The sequence below is a fragment of the uncultured Paraglaciecola sp. genome, from assembly GCF_913020055.1.
Classification (GTDB): domain Bacteria; phylum Pseudomonadota; class Gammaproteobacteria; order Enterobacterales; family Alteromonadaceae; genus Paraglaciecola.
In genome coordinates, this window is the sequence record NZ_CAJWCF010000007.1 from 18,923 (window position 1) to 44,502 (window position 25,580).

At 39.8% G+C, this 25,580-nt stretch carries 16 protein-coding genes; 13 read left to right on the forward strand and 3 right to left on the reverse strand.

The genetic code is table 11. From position 1 onward, the window contains the following. Nucleotides 1–116 precede the first annotated feature (116 nt). Entirely contained in the window at nucleotides 117–4,574 is a 4,458-nt protein-coding gene (locus QZ488_RS02775; protein ID WP_293746113.1) for a two-component regulator propeller domain-containing protein, read from the forward strand. Then, nucleotides 4,571–6,355 (forward strand): EAL domain-containing protein, encoded by a 1,785-nt coding sequence (locus QZ488_RS02780; protein WP_293746114.1) that lies wholly within the window; start codon nucleotides 4,571–4,573, stop codon nucleotides 6,353–6,355. Before QZ488_RS02775 ends, QZ488_RS02780 begins: the two co-directional genes overlap by 4 nt. A 181-nt stretch (nucleotides 6,356–6,536) precedes the next feature. On the opposite strand, the gene QZ488_RS02785 is transcribed toward QZ488_RS02780, so the two are convergent. Continuing rightward, the gene (locus tag QZ488_RS02785) at nucleotides 6,537–8,240 is read right to left on the reverse strand and encodes a Zn-dependent hydrolase (RefSeq protein WP_293746115.1); all 1,704 of its coding nucleotides are present in this window, start codon (nucleotides 8,238–8,240) and stop codon (nucleotides 6,537–6,539) included. A 238-nt stretch (nucleotides 8,241–8,478) separates the two neighbouring features. On the opposite strand from QZ488_RS02785, the gene QZ488_RS02790 reads away from it, so the two are divergent. Then, nucleotides 8,479–9,315 carry an HDOD domain-containing protein gene (locus QZ488_RS02790; protein WP_293746116.1) on the forward strand — a complete coding sequence of 279 codons (837 nt, stop codon included), beginning with the start codon at nucleotides 8,479–8,481 and terminating at the stop codon, nucleotides 9,313–9,315. Between the two features lie 69 nt (nucleotides 9,316–9,384). Here QZ488_RS02790 and rdgC read toward each other — a convergent pair whose 3' ends face one another. Both rdgC and QZ488_RS02800 read right to left on the reverse strand, forming a co-directional pair. Further along, nucleotides 9,385–10,293: a recombination-associated protein RdgC gene (rdgC, locus tag QZ488_RS02795; RefSeq protein WP_293746117.1), complete on the reverse strand. Its 909-nt coding sequence runs from the start codon at nucleotides 10,291–10,293 to the stop codon at nucleotides 9,385–9,387. Between the two features lie 194 nt (nucleotides 10,294–10,487). Continuing rightward, nucleotides 10,488–12,209, reverse strand: a complete 1,722-nt coding sequence (locus QZ488_RS02800) for an ATP-binding protein (RefSeq protein ID WP_293746118.1) — start codon at nucleotides 12,207–12,209, stop codon at nucleotides 10,488–10,490. A gap of 415 nt (nucleotides 12,210–12,624) precedes the next feature. On the opposite strand from QZ488_RS02800, the gene phoB reads away from it, so the two are divergent. The 10 genes from phoB (at nucleotide 12,625) to QZ488_RS02850 (ending at nucleotide 25,523) form a co-directional block, all read left to right on the forward strand. Next, nucleotides 12,625–13,314, forward strand: coding sequence for a phosphate regulon transcriptional regulator PhoB (phoB, locus tag QZ488_RS02805; RefSeq protein WP_293746119.1), 690 nt, complete (start codon nucleotides 12,625–12,627; stop codon nucleotides 13,312–13,314). Between the two features lie 75 nt (nucleotides 13,315–13,389). Continuing rightward, nucleotides 13,390–14,712, forward strand: coding sequence for a phosphate regulon sensor histidine kinase PhoR (gene phoR / locus QZ488_RS02810; protein ID WP_293746120.1), 1,323 nt, complete (start codon nucleotides 13,390–13,392; stop codon nucleotides 14,710–14,712). A 195-nt stretch (nucleotides 14,713–14,907) separates the two neighbouring features. Beyond that, a complete protein-coding gene (locus QZ488_RS02815) occupies nucleotides 14,908–15,936 on the forward strand; it encodes an efflux RND transporter periplasmic adaptor subunit (protein ID WP_293746121.1) in 1,029 nt (342 codons plus the stop codon). A gap of 36 nt (nucleotides 15,937–15,972) precedes the next feature. Beyond that, a complete protein-coding gene (locus tag QZ488_RS02820; RefSeq protein WP_293746122.1) occupies nucleotides 15,973–16,671 on the forward strand; it encodes an ABC transporter ATP-binding protein in 699 nt (232 codons plus the stop codon). Further along, the gene (locus QZ488_RS02825; RefSeq protein WP_293746123.1) at nucleotides 16,668–17,825 is read left to right on the forward strand and encodes an FtsX-like permease family protein; all 1,158 of its coding nucleotides are present in this window, start codon (nucleotides 16,668–16,670) and stop codon (nucleotides 17,823–17,825) included. Before QZ488_RS02820 ends, QZ488_RS02825 begins: the two co-directional genes overlap by 4 nt. A gap of 2 nt (nucleotides 17,826–17,827) precedes the next feature. Then, complete coding sequence (locus QZ488_RS02830; protein WP_293746124.1) at nucleotides 17,828–19,015, forward strand: ABC transporter permease; 1,188 nt, start codon at nucleotides 17,828–17,830, stop codon at nucleotides 19,013–19,015. Between the two features lie 151 nt (nucleotides 19,016–19,166). Then, a complete protein-coding gene (locus tag QZ488_RS02835; RefSeq protein ID WP_293746125.1) occupies nucleotides 19,167–20,396 on the forward strand; it encodes a serine hydrolase in 1,230 nt (409 codons plus the stop codon). A 32-nt stretch (nucleotides 20,397–20,428) separates the two neighbouring features. Beyond that, a complete protein-coding gene (locus tag QZ488_RS02840) occupies nucleotides 20,429–22,594 on the forward strand; it encodes a S9 family peptidase (RefSeq protein WP_293746126.1) in 2,166 nt (721 codons plus the stop codon). 153 nt (nucleotides 22,595–22,747) lie between these two features. Beyond that, nucleotides 22,748–25,174 (forward strand): zinc-dependent metalloprotease, encoded by a 2,427-nt coding sequence (locus QZ488_RS02845; RefSeq protein WP_293746127.1) that lies wholly within the window; start codon nucleotides 22,748–22,750, stop codon nucleotides 25,172–25,174. Between the two features lies 1 nt (nucleotide 25,175). Continuing rightward, the gene (locus QZ488_RS02850) at nucleotides 25,176–25,523 is read left to right on the forward strand and encodes an NUDIX domain-containing protein (RefSeq protein WP_293746128.1); all 348 of its coding nucleotides are present in this window, start codon (nucleotides 25,176–25,178) and stop codon (nucleotides 25,521–25,523) included. The last annotated feature ends 57 nt before the right edge of the window (nucleotides 25,524–25,580 follow it).

A 25,580-nucleotide genomic window follows, 5' to 3' on the forward strand; every position in this document is an offset into this window, starting at 1 on the left:
GTCGGCTTTTATTTGTTAGAGTCTATTATTGTCGATACTAATAATAGTAATGTTTCAGGGGGCGCAGCATAAAAAGTCTAACCTCAGCTTTTGTAGCCAATAAATTGTTCAAGTTTATGCTTGTATTTTTAGTTTTGGCGAGCGCACCATTTGCAACGGCTAAATCCTATGATCTGTTTTCGCCTCCGTTCCAACCTATTCATTTCAATAATGTCGATCCTGAAGTCGAACCAATTAATCCTGTTATCAATACAATTGCCCAAGACACGCAGGGATATATTTGGCTAGGTACGCAAGATGGACTAGCAAAGTACGATGGTAAAACATTTTCACACTATAACGTCATCCGTAATTCAAAAAAGTCGCTGTCAAATAACTGGATAAATGACATTCTAAGAGACAGTGAAGGCAGACTTTGGATTGCATCCCGAGGCGGTGTCGATTTGTTTTTACCTGAGACAGATGGCTTTGAGCGACTGTCGACTCGAAACGATTTTCCAGTTAATACTGAGTTTAAACATATTATAGAATTGCCAAACGGTAATTTGTGGTTTGTTACCAGCAATCAAGGTATTTATTCATTTAATCCTAGGCAAAATACAATCCAACATATTTCATCAGAGAGTACTTTTGAGCTCCCTAGTGACAATGTGGGGGATGCCGTCGTCAGTCGTAATTTGGTTTATGTGTCAATCGAAAAGCTAGGTATTTATCACTATAACCTATCAACTAATGTGTTTTCCCCCTTAACGTATATCAATAAACAGATGCCAGACAACAGTATTGCTAAACTGTATGTATCTAAAAATGAAGATATTTGGGCCATCAATAAAGAAAAGACTGTTTTTAGTTTCAACCTGCAAAATAGCCAGAATATTGTTCAGCACCCATCCATAACTGAGCAATGTGGCAGTGAGTTTTCAGATATTCTGCAGGACACAACCAATACTATTTGGATTGCAACGGGGCAAGGACTTTGTAGTTACAACAAAGTATTAAAACAAGCGTTTCTATATAAAAATAAAAGTAGTTCACGGACTAGTTTAATTAGTAATAGAGTTGTTTCACTTTTTCAAGATGCCGGCGATGTTGTTTGGGTTGGCACTATGGGGGGCGTAAGTCGGTGGAATGCAAAACAACGTATATTTAGTCTATTAGCGCAGAATAAAACAACCGAAAATTTACTAAAAAACAATGTAGTCACAAGTTTTGCATACGACCCCAAATCTGCAACTCATTATATTGGTACCTTTGGCGGCGGGATAAGTGTTGTTAACAATGTGACCAATGACATTTCTTTTATCAATTCCAGCACATTCCCTGCATTAACTGATGAAAGAGTAATGTCGATTGTCGCCGATGATGAACAATATTTATGGATCGCGACGTTCGGAGCCGGATTATTTAAATATCACCCCGACACTGGCAAAATCATCCAATTTAAAAAGGATTCAAATAATCAAAATTCATTAAGTTCAAATGCGATAAGTAAACTCAAACAACTGTCATCTGGTGACTTAGCCATTGCGACCTTTGGAGGGGGCTTAAATATTTTATCTAAAGATGGAGTGTTTACCCATTATCTTGCAACTAATAAAGGTACCTCATCACTCAGTAGTAAGAACTTAGTGGATATTGTCGAAGATAACCAAGGTAGACTGTGGATCGCCACTATTGGTGGGGGATTGAACGTTCTCGATCTGACTAGCAAAACCATTAAAGTATTTTCTAAAGAAAGTGAACCTGAGAATAGAATACTAAGTGACAATATTTTTGTATTACACAATACTCCAGATTATTTGTGGGCTGGTACACAAGAAACCGGTGTTTTAAAACTAAATAAGGCATCAATCGACAGTGCTATTCTAGAAGCGAAATATTATGCTGAAGAAGACGGCCTAAATAGTAATTCTATCTACGGCATCCTCGTCGATAAGGAGGATAATATTTGGGTCAGTCATGCTAAAGGACTGTCAGCAATTTCAACAGCCAATGAAATAACAAATTTCTTACCCTCTCATGGTCTTCAAGGTAAGGACTTCACCTCAGGTGCATTTTATCAAGATGCTGGTGGACGTTTCTTTTTTGGAGGGGCCAATGGTTTCAATAGCTTTGAACCAGATAAAATTAATAGAGAACAATATTCTGCGCCTCTGCGTTTGCATTCGCTCTCGAAGGCAAATAAGCCTTTGTCTTTACTGGATATGCTCAATAAAAATGGTGAAATAGAACTGGAATATACCGATTCATTTGTTAGTTTTGAATTCGCAGTACTAGATTTTACAGACTCTAAAAACAATCGCTTAGAATACTCACTTGAAGGCTTGTATGAAGATGTCATCAATACTGGAAATGATTTACGGATGTCTTTTTCTAGTATTCCTGATGGGCACTACATGCTGAGAGTGAATGGTTTTAATGCTGATGGTGTGCCAACTACCAACACAATAGATATCCCGATTATTGTTCACCCTCCGATTTGGCGAGGTAAATTAGCTCTTTTTGTGTACGTAATAGTGGTGCTTTCCATACTCTATTATTTTTATCTGCAATATAAGCGTAAAATGCGACGTCAGCTTAAGTTTCAGCAAGAATTACAAAAGCAAGTGAGCGAGCGCACCAATGACCTTACCTTAGCCAATGTTGAACTAAAACAAGCCAAACATGGGGCTGAAAAAGCTGCGCAAGCAAAATCTATATTCCTAGCAACCATGAGCCATGAAATTCGCACACCAATGAATAGTATCTTGGGAATGGGCGAATTGTTATTAAACACTAGCCTTGACAAAATACAGCGAAAATATGCATCCACAGCGCATCGCTCTTCTGAAATGTTATTAGAAATGATTAATGACATATTAGATTTCTCAAAAATGGAAGTGAATAAGGTCTCACTGGAAGAGATTAGTTTTGATTTACACGACACAGTTGAAGAAGCTATATACCACCTAGCCGGAAGAGCCCATGAGAAAGGATTGGATATAGGGGTAACTATCTCAGTGGACTGTGCAAGCCAAGTTCTTGGCGATCCCGTTAGAGTACGACAGATAATTACAAATATAGTGGGAAATGCGATTAAGTTTACTGAGTCTGGCTATGTGAAAATCAATGTTTATAACGAGGCTGGCCAAACGGTAATTGAAGTACAAGATTCAGGAATTGGTATTGCGACTAATAAACTCGCTAATATTTTTGATCCTTTTGAACAAGCTGAATCAAGTACGACCAGGCGTTTTGGTGGTTCAGGCCTAGGCTTAAATATCACGCAAACCTTAGTTACACTAATGGAAGGTACGATTGCCGTTGCATCAGAGAAAAATAAAGGTACGCAGTTTACTATCCATTTACCCCTGCGTACGGTGACTAAAACTAAAGAGCTAACTAACGATTTAGTTCAGCTGCATACTGAATTGTTTTTTAGCAGTGAATTAGTCCTGCAAAACTGTATAAATGTTTTAGACAGATGCAAATACAGCTATGGCGTAAATGAAACACTAGACATCAACAAATCATTTGATCAGAACAGTGTGTTGTTAATTGAAGAAAGTTACTTTGCACAAATCCGAGGTACCGATTTCTTAGAAACCGAAAAACATCGTATTATATTGTGCTGCTCGTCTGCGAAAGATTTAGGTCATGACGAGATGAACCAAATGACAATACTGACGTTACCCGCTACTAAAAAGCACATCGTGGATGCAATAAATGAAATTAAAGGCATTTCTGAGGATAGTTTAGATAATGCGAGCCCACTCGATTTTGGTAATAGTCATTATTTTGGTGCAAAAGTATTATTGGTTGAAGATGTGAAAACCAATCAGGAGGTTGCAAAAGGAATACTATCTCAACTTGGCGTTGAAATTGATATTGCAGATAATGGCATGATAGCGGTGCAAATGGCCCATGACACTGAATATGACCTTATCTTTATGGACTATCAAATGCCTGTATTAGATGGGCTTGAAGCTAGTAAGCTAATCTTACAACAAGCTCATCACGAAAAGTTACCAACCATAGTCGCTTTGACTGCAGATCATAGTCATTCCAATAAAGATAAATGGTTGGCGGCGAATGTGAATGGATTTATGACCAAACCATTCAACTCTGCCGAAATGTTAAAAACACTTAAGCAATTTTTATCTGAAAAAATCGTCCTTAAATCCACCACACAAACTGATGCAAGGGTAAACTTAAAAACAAATAGGCCTATTGCACAATCCCCCTATATTGATGAGACTATTATTTCTTCTCTTCGAGAAATTGAGATGGTGACGGGTAACGACATGTTAACTAAGTTGGTTGAAATTTTTACTGAGGAAGCAAACGAAAAACTACCTAATATGAGGGTTGCGGTGCGTGATGTTAACAATGCAGAAATTTCACAAATTGCCCATGCGTTTAAATCCATGGCCGGCAATGTTGGTGCGATAAAAGTCCTCGAACTTTCGTCTAAAATAGAAGCGCAAGCATTACTTAACAACAATGAAAAAGTTAACTCGCTCTTCACCTCGTTAGAGGAAACGCTTGATGAAACAATAAAAGCGTTTAAAAAATCAAAAAAGGTCGATGAATGAAAACCGATTCAGTTACTAAGAAAAAAGTACTCATTTGTGATGACGACCGAACCCATTTATTAATCTTAAATGAAACGCTCAAAGCACAGGGTTACGAGGTGGAACAGGCGGAAAATGGCGAAGTAGCATTCGAAACTTATTGCCGTTTTTTACCAGACATAGTGTTACTTGACGTAAAAATGCCAATACTAAATGGTTATGAAGTGTGTACTAAAATTAGGGCGACGAATACAGGCCAATACATTCCTATTTTAATGATCACGGGATCAGATGATTACGAGTCCATTGAAAAGGCTTTTGAGGTTGGTTCAACAGACTTCTTATCAAAGCCTATAAAGTGGTCGTTAATCCAGCACCGTATTAAATATATGTTGCGTTCGCATGCTTATCAAAAACGTCTCAAAACCCGTGAAAAAGAGCTGCAGTATTTAGCATACTATGATCCTCTTACTAAGTTACCTAATCGGCAATTTTTTACTGAGCAACTTGCTAAATCTATTGCACAATCTGCAAGACGAAATACAACAATGGCAGTGATGTTTATTGATTTAGACAGCTTCAAACGTATCAACGATACATTAGGTCATCGCTATGGCGACGTAGTTTTAAAGGAAGTGGCTTCTAGATTAACGGCAGAACTTAGAGCAAGCGATGTCATCACGCGTAATAGTGAAGGCGTAAGTGAGTCACAAGTGGCCCGATTAGGTGGCGATGAATTTACCGTTCTATTGAGTGACTGTGGCGACAGTGACAAGGTTACGCAAATAGCTAAACGAATCATTAGCGCCATCCCAAAACCGATAGTCGTAGAGCATTACAGTCTTGTTGTTACTGCGAGTATCGGTATTTCAATTTATCCAATTGACGGTACCAATGCAGAAGACCTGATTAAATACGCTGATATGGCGAAGCATGAAGCCAAAGAAAGTGGAAAAAGCTGCTATCGTTTGCATTCAAAAGAGTTGCATGAGCGGTCGTTAAATCGCTTGAAGCTCGAAGAGTATATGCGCGAAGCACTAAAACAAGATATGTTTGAGCTGTACTATCAACCTCAAGTCAATTCAATCACTGGAAAAGTAGAAGGTGCAGAGGCGTTACTTCGCTTACACCATAGTACTTTAGGTATTATTTCACCGATAGAATTTATACCTATAGCAGAGGACACTGGGTTAATTGTCGAAATAGGCTATTGGGTTATTCGCAGGGCTTGCGAGCAGCTGGTTAAGTGGCAAAATTCGGAAATGGCAAGTGTCAGTATTTCAGTAAATGTCTCTGTCAAACAAATAAACAAACCTAAATTTGTTAGTACTTTACAAGGTATGATTAAAAACACGGGGGCTAACCCTGCGTTGTTAGAGATTGAGCTAACTGAGAGTATTATTATGACTAATCCCGAGGAAAATATTTCTAAATTACAGGAAATTAAAACTCTCGGCGTCAAATTATCAATTGATGATTTTGGCACAGGTTATTCGTCATTAAGTTATTTAAAAAAATTCCCACTCGACATCTTAAAGATCGATCGGTCATTTGTTATTGGACTAACTCAAGAAACCACTAGTGATGATGCCGTGATAATAAGTGCCATATCTGCAATGGCCAAAGCGCTTAGACTGAATATTGTTGTTGAGGGAATAGAGACAAGTGAGCAACTCAATTGCACAAACACCTTATGTGGTGGTGAGAACACCTTGATACAAGGTTATTTTTATTCTAAACCTTTGCCTATAGATTCATTAGTCGATTATGTGCATAGCAATTTCAAGTATCTGAGTCACTAAAACGCCAGCTGTATTTGAGTGCTCATAATTACAATGCTTTAATATAATTGACGTTCTTTATGAGCTAGACACTAAATTATAATAAGCACAATATTTTGAAGTGATAGCAAGTATTGAGCTGAGTGAGAACTTCTTTACACAGATTTGTGTAAGCTCAATACTTGGCTGGTTATTGTATAAATTAAAGGCCTAACACCTTAATGCCTTGTGTGAAATCTACATCGACAGGAATGTCCGCAGCGGTTAACTTGTCGAGATCTTGCTGTAGTTGTGTTCTGATTACGCCTTTATCTGCTACTAACTTCGCCACGCCATCGTAATCACCATCACCCTGTAGAGTGAGTATTTTGTTTGATAATGCATCAATAGCATCACCCATTTTTTGCATGTCGACTAAATAAAACCCTTCGCTGTTGCGACTAAAAGCCTGGTATTCCTGAAAAAAGTTAAACCTGATCATATTGGCTTTTCCGTGGGCACTAGATGCGCCAAATCGAACAGAACGAAAGATCCCCGCCATAAACGTCACATAATAGTCTTGCAACATACCCTCATCTATTACGCCCTTGGCCAATAACTGTTGCACCATATAAAGCCCTAATATATCGGCCTTACCTTCTTCTAAAGCGGATGCATGTTCTTTTAAAGCCTGTCTAACTGTTTGTTCACTGCCCAATACTGTTTTAATGCCCAGCCCATGAGCTACTTCGTGAAACATAGTATTTGCGAAAAAAGCGTTGAAGGTAATATGTTTACGTTGTTCAGGCACAATCAGTTGCTTAGAAATAGGCACTAAAATGTTATCGAACTTAGCTTGCATGGCATTTTTGAGTTGTAATCTGCGAGTGCCTTTGGCTAGTTGTACTTCTTCATCGTTAGGTAGGTTGATGGCGATGGTTTTACTGCCTGCATTTGAATGGCCGGCGTAATAAATGACATCATAGGCATTTAAGTCAGCATTTGCGCCAGGCATTTGTGCTTTATATTCTGCCTCTACGGGTAAACCAAGTTGTAGCTCTGGTAAGTAAGAGGCGTATTTACTGAGCTTTTCACTCCAAACCAAGTCTTTCAATAACACATAAGATTCAAATGCTGCCCGGTAACCAAACAATTTATCTTCATATGTCTCAATGGGTCCATAAACCAATTCGATAGGATTGGTCTTCATATCCATCCACGCGTAGTCAGAAGGTTGGTAATTGTCAGTCAACAGCGCTTCAGCCCTCAAGTTGAGGTATGCAGCAAAGCTTTTATCTTCTGCTAAATTGGCTGCTTTTGTTAATAGTAACGACGCTTCTTTTAGTTCTTTAGAAAAGTAAGTGGAGTAGGAGATGGCCGTTAGTTTACCTTCTTCATCCCTGCGAACCATAGAATACAGTCCATCTTTGTCAGCAAAGTCAGTTGAATCAAACTCTGCTTTGGTCATATCTTCAGGATAAAATTGCGCGCCTAAGAACTTCTCATCTGTATCAGATAAAAAAGGTTTATCGCCATTTAATCTGTCCCATGGTCCATAATTGATATCAGCAAAATTTTGTACTTTTGGGTCGTTAATGAGTGACAAAAAAGCGTTTTTATCTTGGGGAAATGCTTGTTTCCAAAATAAGTTGTCCATAATCACAGAGGCCTCAATTAACACTGCTAACATCTGTTGTTGGTTGTCTGTTAAATGGCTGATGTTTGCAGACAATGTGACGGGGAAATAAATATTAAGTCTGCTTTCATTGCTCTCAATAAGAGATAATTCTGCTTTTTTGTCTGTGGATATTTCAGCGACTTTAGGTATCTGAGTATTATCATTTGTAGGATTATCACATGATGAAATTAGTATTGAACAAACCACTACCGTTATTGCTGATCTGCAGAATCTTGAAAGAATTCTCATTGCTTCGCCTTTTTTTATTGTTGTATTCTGTTATTTATTCTCTTTCAACGGGAATATAACAAATTTTTAGCTTTTAATGCGTTTATCATCTCTAGTTAGCACAATAAAGTATGCTAGCATTTACATTCTTTTACTTTCAGCAATTAGCTCGTTGGAATGTTTAGGTGAGACAGCAGACAATTATTTTCATAGACTTACCCTAGGGGTTAATTTGTTTTGACAGGATATAGGTAAACATATGGCTACAGAAAACGCACTTCTTACGATATTGGTAGAGAAAATAAATAACGATACATTGGTTCTACCAACATTACCTGCGATTGCTTTGAAGGTAAGGAGAGCTGCAGACGATCCCGATATCAATTTAAGTTCGATGGCTGATGTTATTAGCCAAGACCCGTCATTAAGCGCACGTATGATAAAAATTTCAAACAGTGCTTATTTAGGACGTTCAGTTAAAGTCACCTCCGCACAACAAGCTGTTACTCGTATAGGTTTGCACCATATTAAAAACATCTCCACTGCTTTAGCTATGGAACAATTATTTGTTTCTAAAAATGCCATTGTCAAAGAGTATATGACTCGTGTTTGGACAGATACCATTGGAATTGTGGCTAGTTCATTGGCTGCCTTACAAGTGCACACAAAACAAACTAAAAACCGCGCCCTTTACCTTGACTCAATGATGTTAGCGGCATTAGTACATAATATTGGTGTACTACCGATACTGACTGAAGCTGAGCGTCATGCAGATGTGTTTGCAAATGCATCATTTCTAGATCTGGCGATTGATAAAATGGCCGGTAAAATTGGTGCCAGTATTATGACTGAATGGGGCTTTGAACCAGAATTTGTCAACGTAGCACAGAACTGGAAAGACTTATCTGTTCAATCTGAAACGGCTTCTTACCTAGATTTGGTTAGATTAGGTGCAGCACTTTGCGGCAAGTTTGAAAGTCATAAAGAAGAAATTTTTAATGCGGCAATCGAAAAAGGAATTGTTGATAATTTGTCAGTGTTACTTAGTGATGAGTTTGACGAATTGCGTGATAGTGCCAAACAAATCTTTCAATAAGACAGGCATCTTAGCGCTTTTAAAGATGCTGATAATTCCAGCATCTTTTTATTAAAAAACACTTATGTGTTAACTCACCTTTTCATCATCTAAATTAAACATTTCTTTTAGACGTTTAGCGAAACGCACTACTTCGCCCGACATCAGTGCAAAATTAGCATCCAATCTAGCTAATATTTGATCTTTAGGAATGTCGTCGTTTTGTTCTCTTATTACATCTGTGAATTTCACGCGTTTAATGCTCAAATCTTCCTGGATAATCGCAGTGAGTGTTTCATTCCATTCAACAGCAAGTTTTTGAACTGACTTTCCCGCTTCTATGTGATGTGCAATTTCTTCGCAGTACAAATCTTGATTTTTGCAACGAATGATAGCGCCGTCTTCTTCCAACGCCTTTAGCTCAGCCTCTTCTAATACTACTATATCTGTTGGCGCTGAGTCATCTTTCAACCATGAGGTTAAATTAGCCTGTACAGATTGTCTTGCCAAAGGAACAACGGGCAATGAACCTATGGCTTTGCGTACCATGGCTAAGAACGCTTCAGCTTTGCCATCTGCAGACGAATCTACCACCACCAAATTATCTTGGGTAGAGATGAAGCCGTGTGTATAACTATTTTTGGTGAATGCTTGAGGCAGTAAACGATGAATTATTTCTTGTTTCATATCCTGCTGAGCTTTTTTGCCTACAGGAGAACCCGTCTCAGCTTCTATCAGTGCTACTTTGTCTGCAAGTTCAGCATTAACAACAACTGCGGGTAAAATACGCTCTTGTTTCTTCAGGGTTAGCCAAATCCTACCTGCCGTTGCGTGAATTAATGTCTCGCCTTGATTAAAGGGGGAAGCCCAACCCATCGTAGCTAACTCTTGGCTGCCGCAAGGGCGAAATTTGAATTCAGCAAGTTTGTCTTCCAAGTCTTGCTCTTTTAAATCCATGTCTTGAGTAATTGCGTAAAGCTTTAGGTTTTTAAACCACATAAAATAATCCGCTTGAGCGCAGAGCCGCGCTGTTAAAAAAGGCTGTAGAGACTATCAGGAATTAACCTTGACGACTATGTGAATTGGCAAAATTTTGCTTATACCAATGAGCTTAAAGAATTGCCTTCTCATAAAGCCCTAGCCGTTTTGGGATGACGCGCCGCCGCGCAGGGAATTCTTTAAGCTGATTAGAATTAAACGGGGATAGTGATTATGTATTGAAGGCCATTGCCAGGTTGACTGAAGGCTTCTATTCCACCACCTAGTGTTTGGGTGACTAGGTTATACATTATATGTGTGCCTAAGCCGCTTCCACCTTTACCTCTGCGAGTAGTGAAAAATGCGTCAAAGTGTCGTGCTAACGTACCTTCATCAAGACCTCTTCCATCGTCAGAGTAATTGATAATAAGATTGTTGTCTTGTTCAGAAATTTCTACTTTTATGGCACCTTTAGTTTTATCTTCGAAGCCATGGATCAGGGAGTTCATTATCATGTTGGTTAATATTTGAGCCAATACTCCAGGCGCACATTTGATTGATAAATCATCCGGGCATTGAATATTAATAGTATGTTGCGTTTTCTTGAAATTAGGTGCTAAAGATTGCACGACTTCACTTAAATACTCGCTAACATTGATTTCTCTTTCCGCTTCACTTGTTTGATCAACTGCAACCTGTTTAAAGCTTGATATAAGATCAGAAGCACGGTTTAAATTGTTGGTTAATAACGTGATAGTTTGCTGTGCTTCAGACAGAAACGACGTCATGGTACTGCCAGTCAGTTTTTTATCATCGTATGCGCTTTGGAGTTTTTTCACCCTGTCTTGTAGAAAACTGGTGGCGGTAACACTCACACCCAAAGGTGTATTAACGTCATGCGCAATGCCTGCTACTAACCCACCCAATGAAGCCATTCTTTCCGATTCAACCAACTGGTCTTTCGCCATTTGTATGGTTTCCATGGATGTGGCTAATTCGGAATTTCGTTTACGCAGTTCATCTTCGATAAATTGGCGGTTTTCGTTTTCTTGGCGTAATTCACGTTGGTTAATTAACAGCTCATCTTTTTGTTGTTCTAAGTCCAACATGATCCTGCTTAGCGTCGCAGTTTTTTTAGCGACTTCTTCTTCCAATGATATATTTTGGTCGTCTAATCTAAGGTTTGCTTGTTGCAGCTCACTTTGCGTGCCTGCAAGTTTGGATTGAAACTCAATCATTTCATCGATTAATTTATTGTAGGAAGTTTCCAATACTTTTAATTCGTTGTCCTCATTGATGCTCAAATCCAGTTTGGATGACTCAGGATCGTCTAGGTTAAAATCGGAAATCTGTTGAGTCAGTTCATTCAGTGGATTGGTCAACATAGTACGAAATGCACTCATAAACAGAAACACTAAAAATGCAGTTTTAACTATGGCATTACCCACTAAGAAAAATATTCCGACTTCAATTCGACCAAAAATAATGGCTGAACTTGAATATAAGGTGACATCTCCGACTAATGATGTTCTGCCAGAGAACTCGAAGATTAATGGGAAACTGTAACCAAAGGTACCGCCGGCGTGGTCTCTAACAACACCTTTGGTGATAGATTCACCAACTAATTTAGAAGTACGGCCTAAATCGGCAATATAATTGCTGTTTTCATCTCGAATTTGCACACCTTCTACGATTGGCAGTTCCATCAAACCTACAGCGATAGATTTTGCTTGAGGTGTATTAAGCTCCCAAATAGCTCGGGTTAAACTGGTACTAAAGGTGTTTTTTAAGGTTTTAAGCTCGCCTTCGATATGACTTTTTGCGTTTAAATATTCGGTGAAAACTTGGCCTGCAGTTACTATCAGGGTTAACACAAAGTAAACCGAGAGAACTCTGGAAAGAAGCTTTTTAGATAACCCTTGTTTGACGTTTGACATCAAAATTCATATTTCCTTAAGATAGGCTGCATGCAAAGAATATGCGGAATAAAAAAAATAAACAAGACGTCTATACCTATACGAGCTCAAAATGGGCGTTTCATTGCTATTTAAAGTGGTTTAGGCAGTGTGGCTATATGCAGACACACCAATTTAACCAAAAATAACTAAGGTAGGGTAAAAGTTTTAGCTCTATATTGTTGTTAATTTGTCATTTCACCTAAAGTGGGAATAGACAACTGGTTGAGCAAAAAAGAGTTTTGCGGCACAGTTCGGTCAAGGTTAAAAAAGCAGATCGCTTATTAAACGTTGTTTTCGATGAATAAATGCAAACTAAAATGCTAACCGTAATAAAAATGTCACACAAAATCATAATAATCTAATGCGTTGTTGATGTAGCAAGGAAACTAAATAAATGGCAAAACGTATTTTACTGGTGGAAGACGAAGCTCCCATCCGCGACATGTTAAAGTTTGTGCTCGAACAATCGGGATATGAAACGATTGAAGCGGAAGACTATCAAATCGCCTTAGATAAAATAGTCGAACCTTTTCCTGATCTCATTTTGTTAGATTGGATGTTGCCAGGAGGCACGGGTGTGCAATTGGCGAAAAAACTCAAGCAACATGAATATGCGCGGGATATCCCTATTATTATGTTGACAGCCAGAGGCGAGGAAGAAGATAAAATTAGAGGCTTGGAGGCTGGAGCTGATGATTATGTGACTAAACCTTTTTCGCCAAAAGAATTGGTGGCTAGAGTTAAGGCTGTGATTAGACGCGTCACGCCCACATCTAGCGAAGATGCGATTGATTATCAGGGATTAAAACTGGACCCAGTGTCCCATCGTGTGACCTCTAATGAGACGCCTATTGATATGGGTCCTACCGAGTTTAAACTATTGCACTTTTTTATGACTCATTCAGAGCGAGTCTATAGCCGTGAACAACTGTTGGACAATGTATGGGGAACCAACGTTTATGTAGAAGATAGAACCGTAGATGTGCATATCAGAAGGCTACGTAAAGCTTTGTCAGATTTTTCACATGAACATATGATCCAAACGGTTCGTGGTGCAGGTTATCGTTTTTCTAGCAAGACCTAGTGAGTACTGTTAGCTGTAAGTTTTCACGGAAAAAAGCTATAGTCTCACCGCTTTAAACAGGAATATTACCTTTCGATGTACCACTTTTTTCCTTGGCTGAGAAGTATTGCGAGAGTCATTGTTTTTATGACGTTCTGTACACTGCTTGGTTTATATCTAGAACATTTAACCATAACCCTACTGTTTGGTGCCTTTGCATTGCTTGGTTGGCACTACTGGCGGCTTTACAGGCTTCATTACTGGTTGTGGCATAGTAAAAAGATTTCTCCTCCTAGAACCGGCGGTATCTGGTCACATATATATAAAGGTATTTATGGGACTAATGTAAAAAATCGGAATAAGCGTAAAGCCTTAGGTGAGATTATTCGTCGTTTCAGACAAGGTTCCGAAGCCCTGCCCGATGCGGCAATTGTAGTCGATGAGTCTTCTGAGATAATCTGGTGTAATCGATTAGCACGAATTGAATTAGGTTTGAGTTGGCCTAAGGATTTGGGGCAGAAAGTGTATGACTGCATTAACGATGAACAATTTATCAATTTCTATCACGCCAACCGTTTTGATCAACCTTTAGAAATTGTCTCGCCGATTAATGCCAGCAAAGTATTAGAATTTAGGTTAGTGCCATACGAAGACGATTATTTGATGATCCTCATCCGCGACGTCACCCGACTCACTCAAATTGAGAAAATGCGTAAAGATTTTGTGGCCAATGTTTCCCATGAGTTGAAAACACCTTTAACAGTGATTAATGGTTACTTAGAAATGTTGCCGGAAAATGGTGACATGCCAGCGCCAATGATGAAAAAAGCGATTTCTGAAATGCGCTCTCAATCTGTGCGAATGCAAAGTTTAATTGAAGAGCTGTTGGTATTGTCACGCATTGAAGCGAGCACTGAAAGAACCTTTGAGAAACTGGTTAATGTGCCGCAATTGTTATGGCAAATTCAGGTTGAAGCTGAAGCGCTTAATCGGGACAAAAAACATAAAATATTTTTTGATATTTCACCGATTTTATATGTATATGGGATTGAAAGTGAGTTACGAAGTGCCTTTTCAAATTTGATTTTTAATGCAATTAATTATACGCCCAACGGTGGTGTCATCGAGATAAAATGGGCTTTAGAGAATAACCAAGTCAAGTTTAGCGTAAAAGATAACGGTTACGGAATTGCCCCAGTACACATTGAAAGGCTAACCGAACGCTTTTATCGCGTTGATAAAGCGCGCTCGCGCACTACTGGTGGTTCAGGCTTAGGCCTTTCTATAGTTAAGCATGTTTTGTCTCACCATAATTCAGTGTTAAATATACAAAGTCGAGTGGGCAAAGGATCGACTTTTTCTTGCCGCTTTTCTCCAGAATTAACTTATATCGTCGAAAAACCTGCTGACAGCCAATAACCTCCTGTATTTTATTTCAGAACTACTATTTCTTGTACTTTCCTTCTAAATTATGACTTTTGTCATATCAAACTAGTGACGTTTGGCCGCTCCGTTTTTTGTTTGTATATGTCAATATTGTCTTAACACTCCTTTACCTTTCGGTTTAAGGGGGTAATCTTTAAGACACAAATAGTCAATTTAATAGAGGTCCAGGTGACAGATAAAAGTGAATTGTTGCAGCAGCTCAAATTAGATAGGAGCCAAACTCATACAACGAATGGTATTAAGGCTTGGCAAATTTTATTATTGTTGGTGTTCTGTTGTGGATTGTCGGTTTGGATCACCCTTAGCTATTTTGCTCCTGTGCGCATAGCGGAGCAAAGTAACCCCCTTGCTGCTGAAAGTAACCGCAAAGTCCAGTCAAGTACGTCAGTGCCTACAGAGTCAGTAGAGCCAAATATTCAACCCAGTGACACTATTCTGAATTCCTCCGGTTATATAACCGCAAGACGTATGGCTACCGTTTCTTCAGAAGTCATGGGTTTAATTACCCAAGTGAATGTAGAAGAAGGCATGAACGTTGAGGAAGGACAAATTCTGGCTACCCTTGATAGTCAGTTAGCTGAAGTCAATCTTGACTATGCCCGCGCGCAATTTGCGGTGTTGCAAGCTAGGCGTAAAGCTATTTTAGTAAATCTGGATGAAGCAAAAATCAATTATAAACGCACCCTTGATAATACTTATTCAAGCGAAGTCGAACGCACCCGTGGATTTGCAAATCAACAGAGTTTGCAGGCTAATTTAGAAAGTGCAGACGCCGATTTATTGGTGGCGAAAATTGAAATTCGTCGGCAACAAGAGCGTTTAGACGACCACACCATCAGAGCGCCATTTAGTGGTGTAGTTACACAAAAAAATGCTCAGCCGGGTGAAATAGTGGCGCCATCGTCAGCAGGAGGGGGCTTCACGCGAACGGGTATCTGCACCATAGTGGATATGAGCTCTCTTGAAATAGAAGTGGATGTAAATGAATCCTTTATTGGCCGTGTTTATCCCGGTCAAAAGGTCAATGCCACTTTAGACGCCTATCCAGATTGGCCTATACCAGCCTCAGTTATTGCGACTATACCCACAGCGGATAGAGCCAAGGCTACAGTTCAAGTCAGAATTAAAATAGAACTAGAAGACTCGAGAATATTGCCCGAAATGGGTGTGAAAGTTGGGTTTATGAGAGACAACTAATTTATTCATTTTGCGAAGGAATAAGAGGATAAAAGCATGAGCAATGACAATTTATTTGAATTAACTCAAGTGGCTAAACGATTTACTAAAGGTAAAGAGACCATTAGCATTTTTCATGATCTGAATATGCAAATTAAGGAAGGCGACTTTCTCGCTATCATGGGGCCCTCAGGTTCGGGCAAAACTACATTGTTAAATTTACTTGGTGGTGTGGACCAACCTACTGAAGGACAAATTACCTTCGATGGCCAGCGCATTGATAACCTTAGTGAAGGCCAACTGGCCAAATGGCGAGCGAATAACATAGGTTTTATTTTTCAGTTTTATAATTTGATGCCTATGTTAAATGCTGCGCGTAACGTGGAGTTGCCTTTGTTACTGACCAACCTCAACCGCAACGAACGACAAAAACAAGTGAAGGTAGCACTAGAGCTTGTGGGGTTAAGTGACCGAGCCAATCATATGCCAAGTGAGATGTCCGGTGGTCAACAGCAACGTGTGGCGATTGCCAGAGCAGTGGTATCTGATCCTAAATTTTTACTCTGTGATGAACCTACGGGGGATTTGGACAGGCAAACTGCAGACGAAATTTTACAGACATTACAGCTTCTGAATGAAAAGTTTGGCAAAACCATTGTTATGGTGACCCATGATCCTTCCGCGGCTAAATTTGCAAAGCAAACTGTGAACCTAAATAAAGGGGAGTTTGTCAAAGCAGAGGAGTTGTTGGCATGAAAGACTTGTATTTAGTCTATAAAAATTTAACCCGAAAAAAGATGCGATTGTTTCTCACTACCTTTGCCATTTTTATCGCGTTTTTAATTTTTGGAGCCATTATGACCTTACGAGGCGCCTTAAACTCGGGGGTTGAAATGTCGGCAGACAATCGTTTGGTTGTTGTACATAAAACCAACTTCACTAACCCTCTACCTTATTCTTATGTAAATAAAACTAAGGCAATTGATGGGGTCAAACAAGTCACTCATGCCAATTGGTTTGGCGGTTATTATCAGCAACCTGCGAATCAAGTGGTGACCTTTGCTGTAGAGCCCGAAAGTTACTTAGCGGTTTATCCCGAATTAGTCATAGAGCCAGAGCAGCGCAAAGCTTGGTTAAACAATCAAGCCAGTGTGTTAGTGGGCCAGCGTATTGCCATGGCAAACGGCTGGAAAGTAGGTGATCGTATTCCCTTGTCATCGAACATTTTCTCCCACAAAGACGGTGGGCAAACATGGGATTTTGTAGTTGAAGGTATATTTACCGGCGCTGAAGAAAAAACCGATACCAGTTATCTTTTGTTTCACTACAAATATTTCAAAGAAACCCAGTCTTGGGGGGGAGATAGCATTGGTTGGTTAATCTTAACCACAGTCGATGCGTCGATGAATGAAAGTGTAGCCAAAGCCATAGATAGCAATTTTGCTAATTCCAATGCCGAAACTGATACCAGTACCGAACAAGCCTTTAATAAAGCCTTTATTGAACAAATCGGTAATATCGGGTTGATTATTTTTGGTGTGGTGTTTATGGCGTTTTTTACCATTTTGATCGTTGTAGGTAACACTATGGTACTGGCAATTAGGGAACGAACTGGGGAAATTGCAGTGTTAAAAACTTTAGGTTTTGCATCGATACGTATTTTTAAAATGGTCATTATCGAATCCTGTTTACTGGCATTTTTAGGTGGTTTATTAGGCCTAGGTGCGGCCTATTTGTTAATCCAGGGGGCATCAGAAAATTTAGCTCGATTTTTACCTAATCTAGTATTAGATCAAAACATCGTATTACAAGCATTGGGGTACATTTTGTTATTAGGTTTAATCACGGGCATTGCTCCGGCGATTAGCGCGCTGAGACTTAATATTATCACCGCATTTAATAGGGGTTAGTTATGAGTAACATTATGTCGCAAAGTACTGCCGTTATAGTGATGAATATTCGCAGTCTGCCTAGACGTTTATGGATGTCACTGGCGATGATTTTTGCCAGTGCAGTTGTAGTCGCCATCTTGTTGGCTTTTTTGGCCATGGCAAAAGGGTTTGAAGCCACAATGCAAAGCGCCGGATCGGATGATGTTGCCTTTTTTATGCGCACCGGTTCGGCGGCTGAATTAAACAGTTCAGCCTCCAGGGACCAGGTTAACTTAATCGAAAACGCTCCCGGTATTGTTAAAGATGAACAAGGTCCGCTTGTTTCACCTGAACTCTACGTAATAGTCGATGGGGTTAAGAAAAGCACTCAGATAGAAGCTAATATTCCGCTTCGAGGCCTAAATCAGCGTGGTGTGGATATGCGTAAGGGGTTCACCCTAACAGCTGGTCGAATGTTTACCCCTGGCACTGATGAATTGATAGTTGGTGCGGGTATATTGCGTGAATTTGACGGCTTCGATCTTGGTCAGGAAATTCGTTTTGGTAAATATACCTGGAAAGTAGTTGGCGTGTTCTCAACTGGCGGTAATGTATTTGAAAGTGAGTTATGGGCCGATGCCAAGGTGATTCAAAATTTATACAACCGCGGTAGTTCTTATCAAACTGTACGAGCAAGGATTGGTTCACCCAGTGATCTTGCGGCAATTAACGAATACCTAAAATCTGAGCCTAGATTGACTCACGAAGTACAAACCGAATCCGCTTATTTTGCAACGCAAGGTAAAAGTTTACAGTACATGGCGATATTTGGTTGGGTAATCAGTTCGATAATGGCACTGGGGGCTTTAGCAGGTGCGCTTAATACTATGTATACCTCAGTATCTGACAGAGCGATGGAAATCGCTACGTTACGCGCCATCGGTTTTAGTCATATATCGGCTTTTATTGGCACTATGGTCGAAGCGATGACTTTAGCGGTGATTGGTAGTTTAGTGGGTTCATTGGCTGCATTTATCTTTTTTGATGGCATGAATGCGTCTACGCTAGGCGGCAGTTTTACCCAAGTAGTGTTTAGCTTTCAGCTTACTTCGGAGTTGTTTGTGCAAGGTATCAGTATGGCCCTAGTGATTGGTTTTATCAGTGGGGTATTTCCCGCTTGGCAGGCAGCAAGGGTACCAGTGATAGTGGCGTTTCAATCTGCTAGGTAAATATTAAAACCTAGTCTGATTAAAAAGCCGAGTAATCACTACTCGGCTTTTTTTCATTTTGTACATACATAAGATAGTTTTTTACTGACGTCTCATTTAAGGTAATTGACATCATCTTTATTTTTAACAGTGTGCAAATGGAATTTAAAAAATGAAAAAAACATTCAGTTTAAAAGGCGTGAGTCTTGGTTTTTTGATAGTGGTAATAGTGTTGTTAGTTATCTATCAAAAAAATCTGATCCGTTTGTATACCGCCGTGACCTTATACGATGAAGATAAAATAGCGCATAATTTTCTGACAATGTATGAGTCCTTTAACGCAACAGTCATCCCAGCAAGTTCAGAGCCTTTTTCATTCACTGAGGAACCCAAACCCTTACCCAACGCTTTTAACTATGAAAATCAGACCATGTCATTAACTGATTTTCTCGAAGACACTCAAACAATGGGCTTGTTAGTGTTAAAAGATGGGGTAATTGTGAATGAAAATTATTGGTTAGGCCATGCCAAAGATAAGCAACATATCTCATTTTCAATGGCTAAGTCCTTTGTTTCAGCGTTAATGGGCATTGCTATTGATGAGGGATTTGTGACCAGTATCGAACAGGATGTGACTGATTACGTACCAGAATTGATGGGCAGTGGTTATGAAGATGTTAGCATCAAAGATGTATTACAAATATCTTCAGGCGTGCGTTTTAACGAAGATTATGGTGATTTTAATTCTGACATTAACAGGTTTTCTCGTGCCACGGCTTTTGGTACTTCTTTAGATGATTTTTCAGCTTCATTAGACAGGGAAAGAGAGCCAGGCACCTATCATCATTATGTGAGTATCGATACTCAAGTGTTGGGTATGGTGTTAACTCGCGCTACGGGTAAAAGTCTAACTCACTACTTGTCCGAAAAAATTTGGCAGCCCTTAGGCATGGAGCATCAAGCCTATTGGTTAGCAGATGATAACAACATGGAATTAGCCTTGGGTGGGCTCAATGTGTCTTTGCGCGACTATGCCAAATTAGGTTGGTTGTATCTTAATCAAGGAACCTGGACTGACAAACAGCATAACACTCAGCAAATAGTGCCTAAACAATGGGTGATTGATTCAACGACAGCCGATGCGCCACACCTTGTAGCGGGCGAAAACAATTCAGCTTCATCTTCTTCTTTTGGATATGGCTATCAATGGTGGTTGCCACTTGGCGCTGAAGACGAATTTTCTGCGCAGGGCATTTACAATCAATACATCTATATCGATCCAGATCAAAACTTAGTCATAGTTAAAAACTCAGCTAATTATCGTTTTACCGACAAAAGTTTAAACTGGACAGCCAAACATTATGCTATGTTCCGCGCGATCAGTACTCATTTTTCACAATAAGCAAATATTTTGACTCCAAGGAAAATCATTCTATGTCATTTTATTCACCTTTCTTTATGCTGGGAGTAGCCGCAATGACAACACTTTTAAGCGCTTGTAGTTCTGAGCCAGAAAACAAGATTTTCCCTAGGTTACAACAGTTGGAAGTGCCTCAACCAAAAGCTAATACACAAGCTTATATGGCACAACACCATGGGTTGACCTTATCTGATGATTATCATTGGCTCAGAGATCAGGATTATCCACAAGTAAATGACAAGCCTATATTGGATTACCTCAAAGCTGAAAACGACTATTACGCGAGTTTTCTAGCTCCCCATCAAAAATTAGTCGATACCTTATTTGAGGAATTTAAGGGACGGGTTAATGAAACTGAAACATCTGTGCCTTGGATAAAAAATGGTTACGAATACCGTTGGTATTTTCAACCTGGAAAAGAATACAGAACATGGGCCCGACGCAAGTTAGACAGTGATATCGAACAAGTTTATTTAGATGAAAATCTATTAGCTGAAGGACATGAATATTTCACTTTGGGGGATTGGGATATCAGTCCAGACAATAGTCTTCTAGCCTATTCAATGGACACCGATGGAAGCGAGCGAAACATAGTAAAAATCAAAAGCTTAACAACAAATGAATACCTTGTTGATGAATTAGCTGATGTGTCGGGTTCTGTGTTGTTTAGCCAAGACAACCAAAGTCTTATTTATGCCTTGCTAGAAAAGGATGTATGGCGAACATCGAGTGTTAACGTGCATTCGTTGGGAACCGAACAAAATACAGATAAGGTGTTAGTCAAAGAGCTTGATGAGACGTTTTCCTTAGGATTTTATCTCACTAGCAGTGAGCAATATTTAGTATTGACCACAGGCAATGCTGATAGAACAGAAATCTCGGTTGTGAGTATGGCTGATTTAGCACAAGCGCCAAAGATGCTGAATACTCGTGAGCAAAATTTCAAGCTAGATGTTGACCATGGCAATGGCCATTTTTATATGTTGACCAATGATACTCACGTCAACTTTAGGATCGCTAAAAGCAAAGAAAACCAAGTGCAATACGATCAATGGCAGACTGTATTTGCAGGTTCAAATACGAGGTATTTTAAAAGCCTGCAAGTGTTCAAAGGTTTTGTGGCAATAGGTCAGAGTATTCAAGGCTTAGAGTCGATCAGTATTTTACCCAATCTGGGCAAAGGCCATGAAATTGTGTTGCCTGAAAAAGTGGCCAGTGTCAGTTTGTCTGCTAACCCAGAGTTTTCGCAAAAACACGTACGGATAAGATATGAATCAATGATCACGCCCGACAGTATCTTTGATTACGATGTTCCTAATGAAACACTTAATTTACGCAAAACGAAAATCATTCCATCTGGCTATGACAAAAACCAATACACAACCGAGCGTATTATGGCTGAGGCCAGAGATGGTGTGAAAGTGCCAATCAGCATAGTGACTAAAAAAGGCTTTAAGAAAGATGGCTCCCAGCCTTTATATCTTTACGCCTACGGTGCTTACGCTTTTGGACTTGAGCCAAACTTTTCTACCACTCGATTAAGTCTACTTGATCGAGGTTTTGCTTATGCTTACGCCCATGTGCGAGGGGGCGATGAAATGGGCTACCAGTGGTATTTAGACGGCAAATTAGACAAGCGAAACAATGCCTTTAACGACTTTGTTGATGTGGCTCAACACCTTATCGAACAAGGGTATGTTGCCAAAGGTAATATATCCATAGAAGGAGGAAGTGCGGGAGGAGAACTAATGGGCGCTGTAGTCAATCAAGCGCCTGAGTTATGGCGTTCAGTGAACCTAGCGGTACCTTTTGTTGATGTATTGAATACTATTCTCGATGAAACCTTACCCCTAACGCCTCCAGAATGGTCTGAATGGGGTAACCCTTTGATTAGCAAAGACGTATTTGAATTCATTCAAAGTTATTCGCCCTATGACAATATTCAAGCCAAAGAATACCCGCCAATGTTAGTTACCGGGGGGCTTAATGATCCACGAGTCACCTATTGGGAGCCTGCAAAATGGACTGCAAAAATGCGAGCTACCAAAACTGATAAAAATTTATTGGTCATGCGCATGAACATGGGAGCAGGGCATTTCTCCAACACCGGGCGGTATGGGCGTCTAAAAGATATTGCCGAGGAATACGCGTTTGCGCTTATTGCGCATGGTATAAATTAATTGGTTATGACCATTGGACCTCGTTGACCTTTGATTCCGCATGATAAGTGGAAGGTTGACAGGTCCTATCATTATCAATTTATTCACATCGCTTTTGTTTGCCAGCAAATATCGTTAATGTTAAGGGTATATAATTGTTTAAGAGATATTCCCATGCGTTTTGTTTATTTTTGCCTGTTCGTTCTGTCAACACAGGTTTTTGCTACTGACTCCAAAAATCAAACAAGTATTGCTGATTTTACTCAGGATATGTCGCATAAAGCGGGGTTCTTCGATTTTTATTATCAAATTGAACAAGACAAAATTTTTCTGAAAGTTGACAAGTTTGATCAACCTTTTCTATTTCAAAGTAGTATGCCTCAAGGCATTGGTTCGAATGATATTGGTTTAGATCGTGGTCAGTTAGGTGATACACGATTAGTCAAATTTGAACGTTTTGGCAATAAAGTGCTACTTAAGCAGTTGAATACTCAGTATCGCGCTAGTTCTTCTAACCTTGCCGAGCAAGCGAGTATTGATGAAGCGTTTGCAGACTCAGTGATTGCTGGTTTTACTGTTGTGGCCGTTGACGGTGATGTAGTGATCATCGATTATTCTAATTTTCTATTATCTGATATCCACCAAATTTCCCAGCGTTTAGCTGGTACTAAACAAGGCAGTTATCAGGTCGATTCTAAGCGCAGTGGAGTATATTTAAAGAAAAGTAAGGCCTTCCCAAAGAATACTGAATTAGAAGCCTTAGTGACCTTTGGAGGCTCTAATGCTGGTCAATATGTCAATCAAGTTACGCCAGATCCTATTAGTATTTCAGTGCATTTACATCATTCACTAGTCAAGTTACCCGATGCAGATTATCAACCAAGAGAGTTTGTACCTTTTTCTGGCTTTTGGTCTGTGGGTTATCAAGACTATTCGGTGGCAATTGAAGATAATATGACAAAACAGTTTATCCCTCGTCATCGACTGCATAAGAAACAACCCAACTCACAAGTGAGTGAAGCGATTGAGCCTATCGTTTATTACCTTGACCCTGGCATACCTGAACCTGTAATGAGCGCACTAAAAGACGGCGCGTTATGGTGGGATCAAGCTTTCAGCGCTATTGGCTACAAAAATGCCTTTCAAGTGAAAGTGTTACCTGCAGATGCAGATCCTATGGATGTGCGATACAACGTTATCCAGTGGGTACATAGAGCGACACGTGGCTGGTCTTATGGATCATCTGTTATTGACCCTAGAACTGGCGAAATTATTAAAGGACATGTCACTTTAGGCTCATTGCGGGTTAAGCAAGATTATTTAATTGCTTTAGGTTTGACGAGTCCGTTTAGTGAAGTGGGAGTGGGTGCTGATAGTAAGCCTGATGATCAGGTGGATACCTCTAAACAAAAACAGATGGCGCTTGCCCGTATCCGTCAACTTTCTGCACACGAGGTGGGGCACACCCTTGGGATTTCTCATAACTTTGCCGCCAGTGAATATGGCCGAGAATCAGTTATGGATTACCCTCATCCTTTAGTGAGCGTTAAGGACGGCAAGATCAGTTTAGAGAATGCTTACGACGAGGGTATGGGCGAGTGGGACAAATATGTTGTGGCCTATGGTTATCAAGATTTCCCCGATACTAGTAGCGAAAAACAGGAGTTAAACCGTTTAGTTGTTGATGCTAGAGCCAAAGGTTTTAGGTATCAGTCTGATCCAGATGCCCGTCAATCTCATGCAGCTAATGTAGAAGGGCATCTTTGGGACAATGGCTCAGACCCTGTTAGCGAGCTAAGTCGAATCAGCGAAGTGCGCCAAGTAGCCATGGCTAACTTTGGTCTAAAAACTATTAAAACCGGCGCCACTTTGTCTTCTTTGGAAGAAACTTTTGCACCTATCTATTTGTTACATCGATATCAATTAGATGCTGTAGCTAAGTTAATTGGTGGGGTGAGTTATGAATATGAATTAAAAGGGGATTATTCAACAGCTAAAGGGGTCCATGTTATTTCTGCTGCTCAGCAAAAAGCCGCGGTAGAGGCCATGTTGAATACCTTGGAGAGTGATTTTTTGAGTATTCCTAGATCATTGAGCCAACTGATCACGCCAAAAGCCTATGGTGAAAGCCGCAATCGCGAAAGTTTTAAGGGCCGAACTGGACATACATTCGACCCCATCAGCGCAGCAGAATCTGTAGCTGGATATAGCCTTGGTTTGTTATTAAAAGCTGAGCGCCTTAATCGTATAGCACAACAACATGAACAACTAAAAGGCACGCCTGATGTAGCTTACTTATTGAATGCATTGTTTAACCAATCAATTAAACACGGTATAGACAAAACCTATCCACAGCTGAGCAAACGGGTAAATTATTTAGTTTTGGATCAAGTGGTAAAAGCCATGCAACAAGACAATTTGGCGCCTGAAGTACGAGGCGATATTGAATTGCAGCTGATTGATTTGCACAAGTGGTTAAAAAATAAAAGTCGCAACGTGCACAACAAAGTGATGGCCCGTCAGTTAGATCAATACTGGCGTTTGGGCAAGTGGCAATCTCAGTTCAAATTAAAAGCATTACCTCCAGGTTCGCCTATTTAGCATGCAAAACACTCCTTCACCTTTGTTTTGCGTAAAATGCGCTCAGCCAAGTCTAGTGCAGCACGGTGAAAAGGCCTATCGATGCAATGAATGTGACTTTGTTTATTTTCATAATGTCGCTGCTGCGGTGGGGGCGCTAATTGTTTGTAATGGACAAATATTGCTGGTGGAAAGGGCGCAGCAACCCGCTAAAGGCAAGTTGGATTTGCCCGGTGGTTTTGTGGATTACAACGAGTCAAATGAACAAGCGTTAAAACGTGAGTTGCTTGAAGAATTACAATTACCTGTCAATGATATGCGGTATCTTTTTTCTTGTCCCAATCGTTACCTATACAAAGACATTCTCTAGTCAACATTAGATAGTTTTTTTGAAATCAAGTTAGAGGTTAAACCTTGTATAGTTTTA

Bases quoted from the DNA above. Each gene is read 5' to 3' on its own strand.
- QZ488_RS02830 (WP_293746124.1), top strand. From the start codon at position 17,828: ATGAGTAACATTATGTCGCAAAGTACTGCCGTTATAGTGATGAATATT.
- QZ488_RS02785 (WP_293746115.1), bottom strand. From the start codon at position 8,240: ATGAGAATTCTTTCAAGATTCTGCAGATCAGCAATAACGGTAGTGGTT.
- phoB (WP_293746119.1), top strand. From the start codon at position 12,625: ATGGCAAAACGTATTTTACTGGTGGAAGACGAAGCTCCCATCCGCGAC.
- QZ488_RS02780 (WP_293746114.1), top strand. From the start codon at position 4,571: ATGAAAACCGATTCAGTTACTAAGAAAAAAGTACTCATTTGTGATGAC.
- QZ488_RS02845 (WP_293746127.1), top strand. From the start codon at position 22,748: ATGCGTTTTGTTTATTTTTGCCTGTTCGTTCTGTCAACACAGGTTTTT.
- QZ488_RS02835 (WP_293746125.1), top strand. From the start codon at position 19,167: ATGAAAAAAACATTCAGTTTAAAAGGCGTGAGTCTTGGTTTTTTGATA.
- QZ488_RS02820 (WP_293746122.1), top strand. From the start codon at position 15,973: ATGAGCAATGACAATTTATTTGAATTAACTCAAGTGGCTAAACGATTT.
- QZ488_RS02790 (WP_293746116.1), top strand. From the start codon at position 8,479: ATGGCTACAGAAAACGCACTTCTTACGATATTGGTAGAGAAAATAAAT.
- QZ488_RS02800 (WP_293746118.1), bottom strand. From the start codon at position 12,209: ATGTCAAACGTCAAACAAGGGTTATCTAAAAAGCTTCTTTCCAGAGTT.
- QZ488_RS02850 (WP_293746128.1), top strand. From the start codon at position 25,176: ATGCAAAACACTCCTTCACCTTTGTTTTGCGTAAAATGCGCTCAGCCA.
- QZ488_RS02775 (WP_293746113.1), top strand. From the start codon at position 117: ATGCTTGTATTTTTAGTTTTGGCGAGCGCACCATTTGCAACGGCTAAA.
- QZ488_RS02825 (WP_293746123.1), top strand. From the start codon at position 16,668: ATGAAAGACTTGTATTTAGTCTATAAAAATTTAACCCGAAAAAAGATG.
- rdgC (WP_293746117.1), bottom strand. From the start codon at position 10,293: ATGTGGTTTAAAAACCTAAAGCTTTACGCAATTACTCAAGACATGGAT.
- QZ488_RS02840 (WP_293746126.1), top strand. From the start codon at position 20,429: ATGTCATTTTATTCACCTTTCTTTATGCTGGGAGTAGCCGCAATGACA.
- phoR (WP_293746120.1), top strand. From the start codon at position 13,390: ATGTACCACTTTTTTCCTTGGCTGAGAAGTATTGCGAGAGTCATTGTT.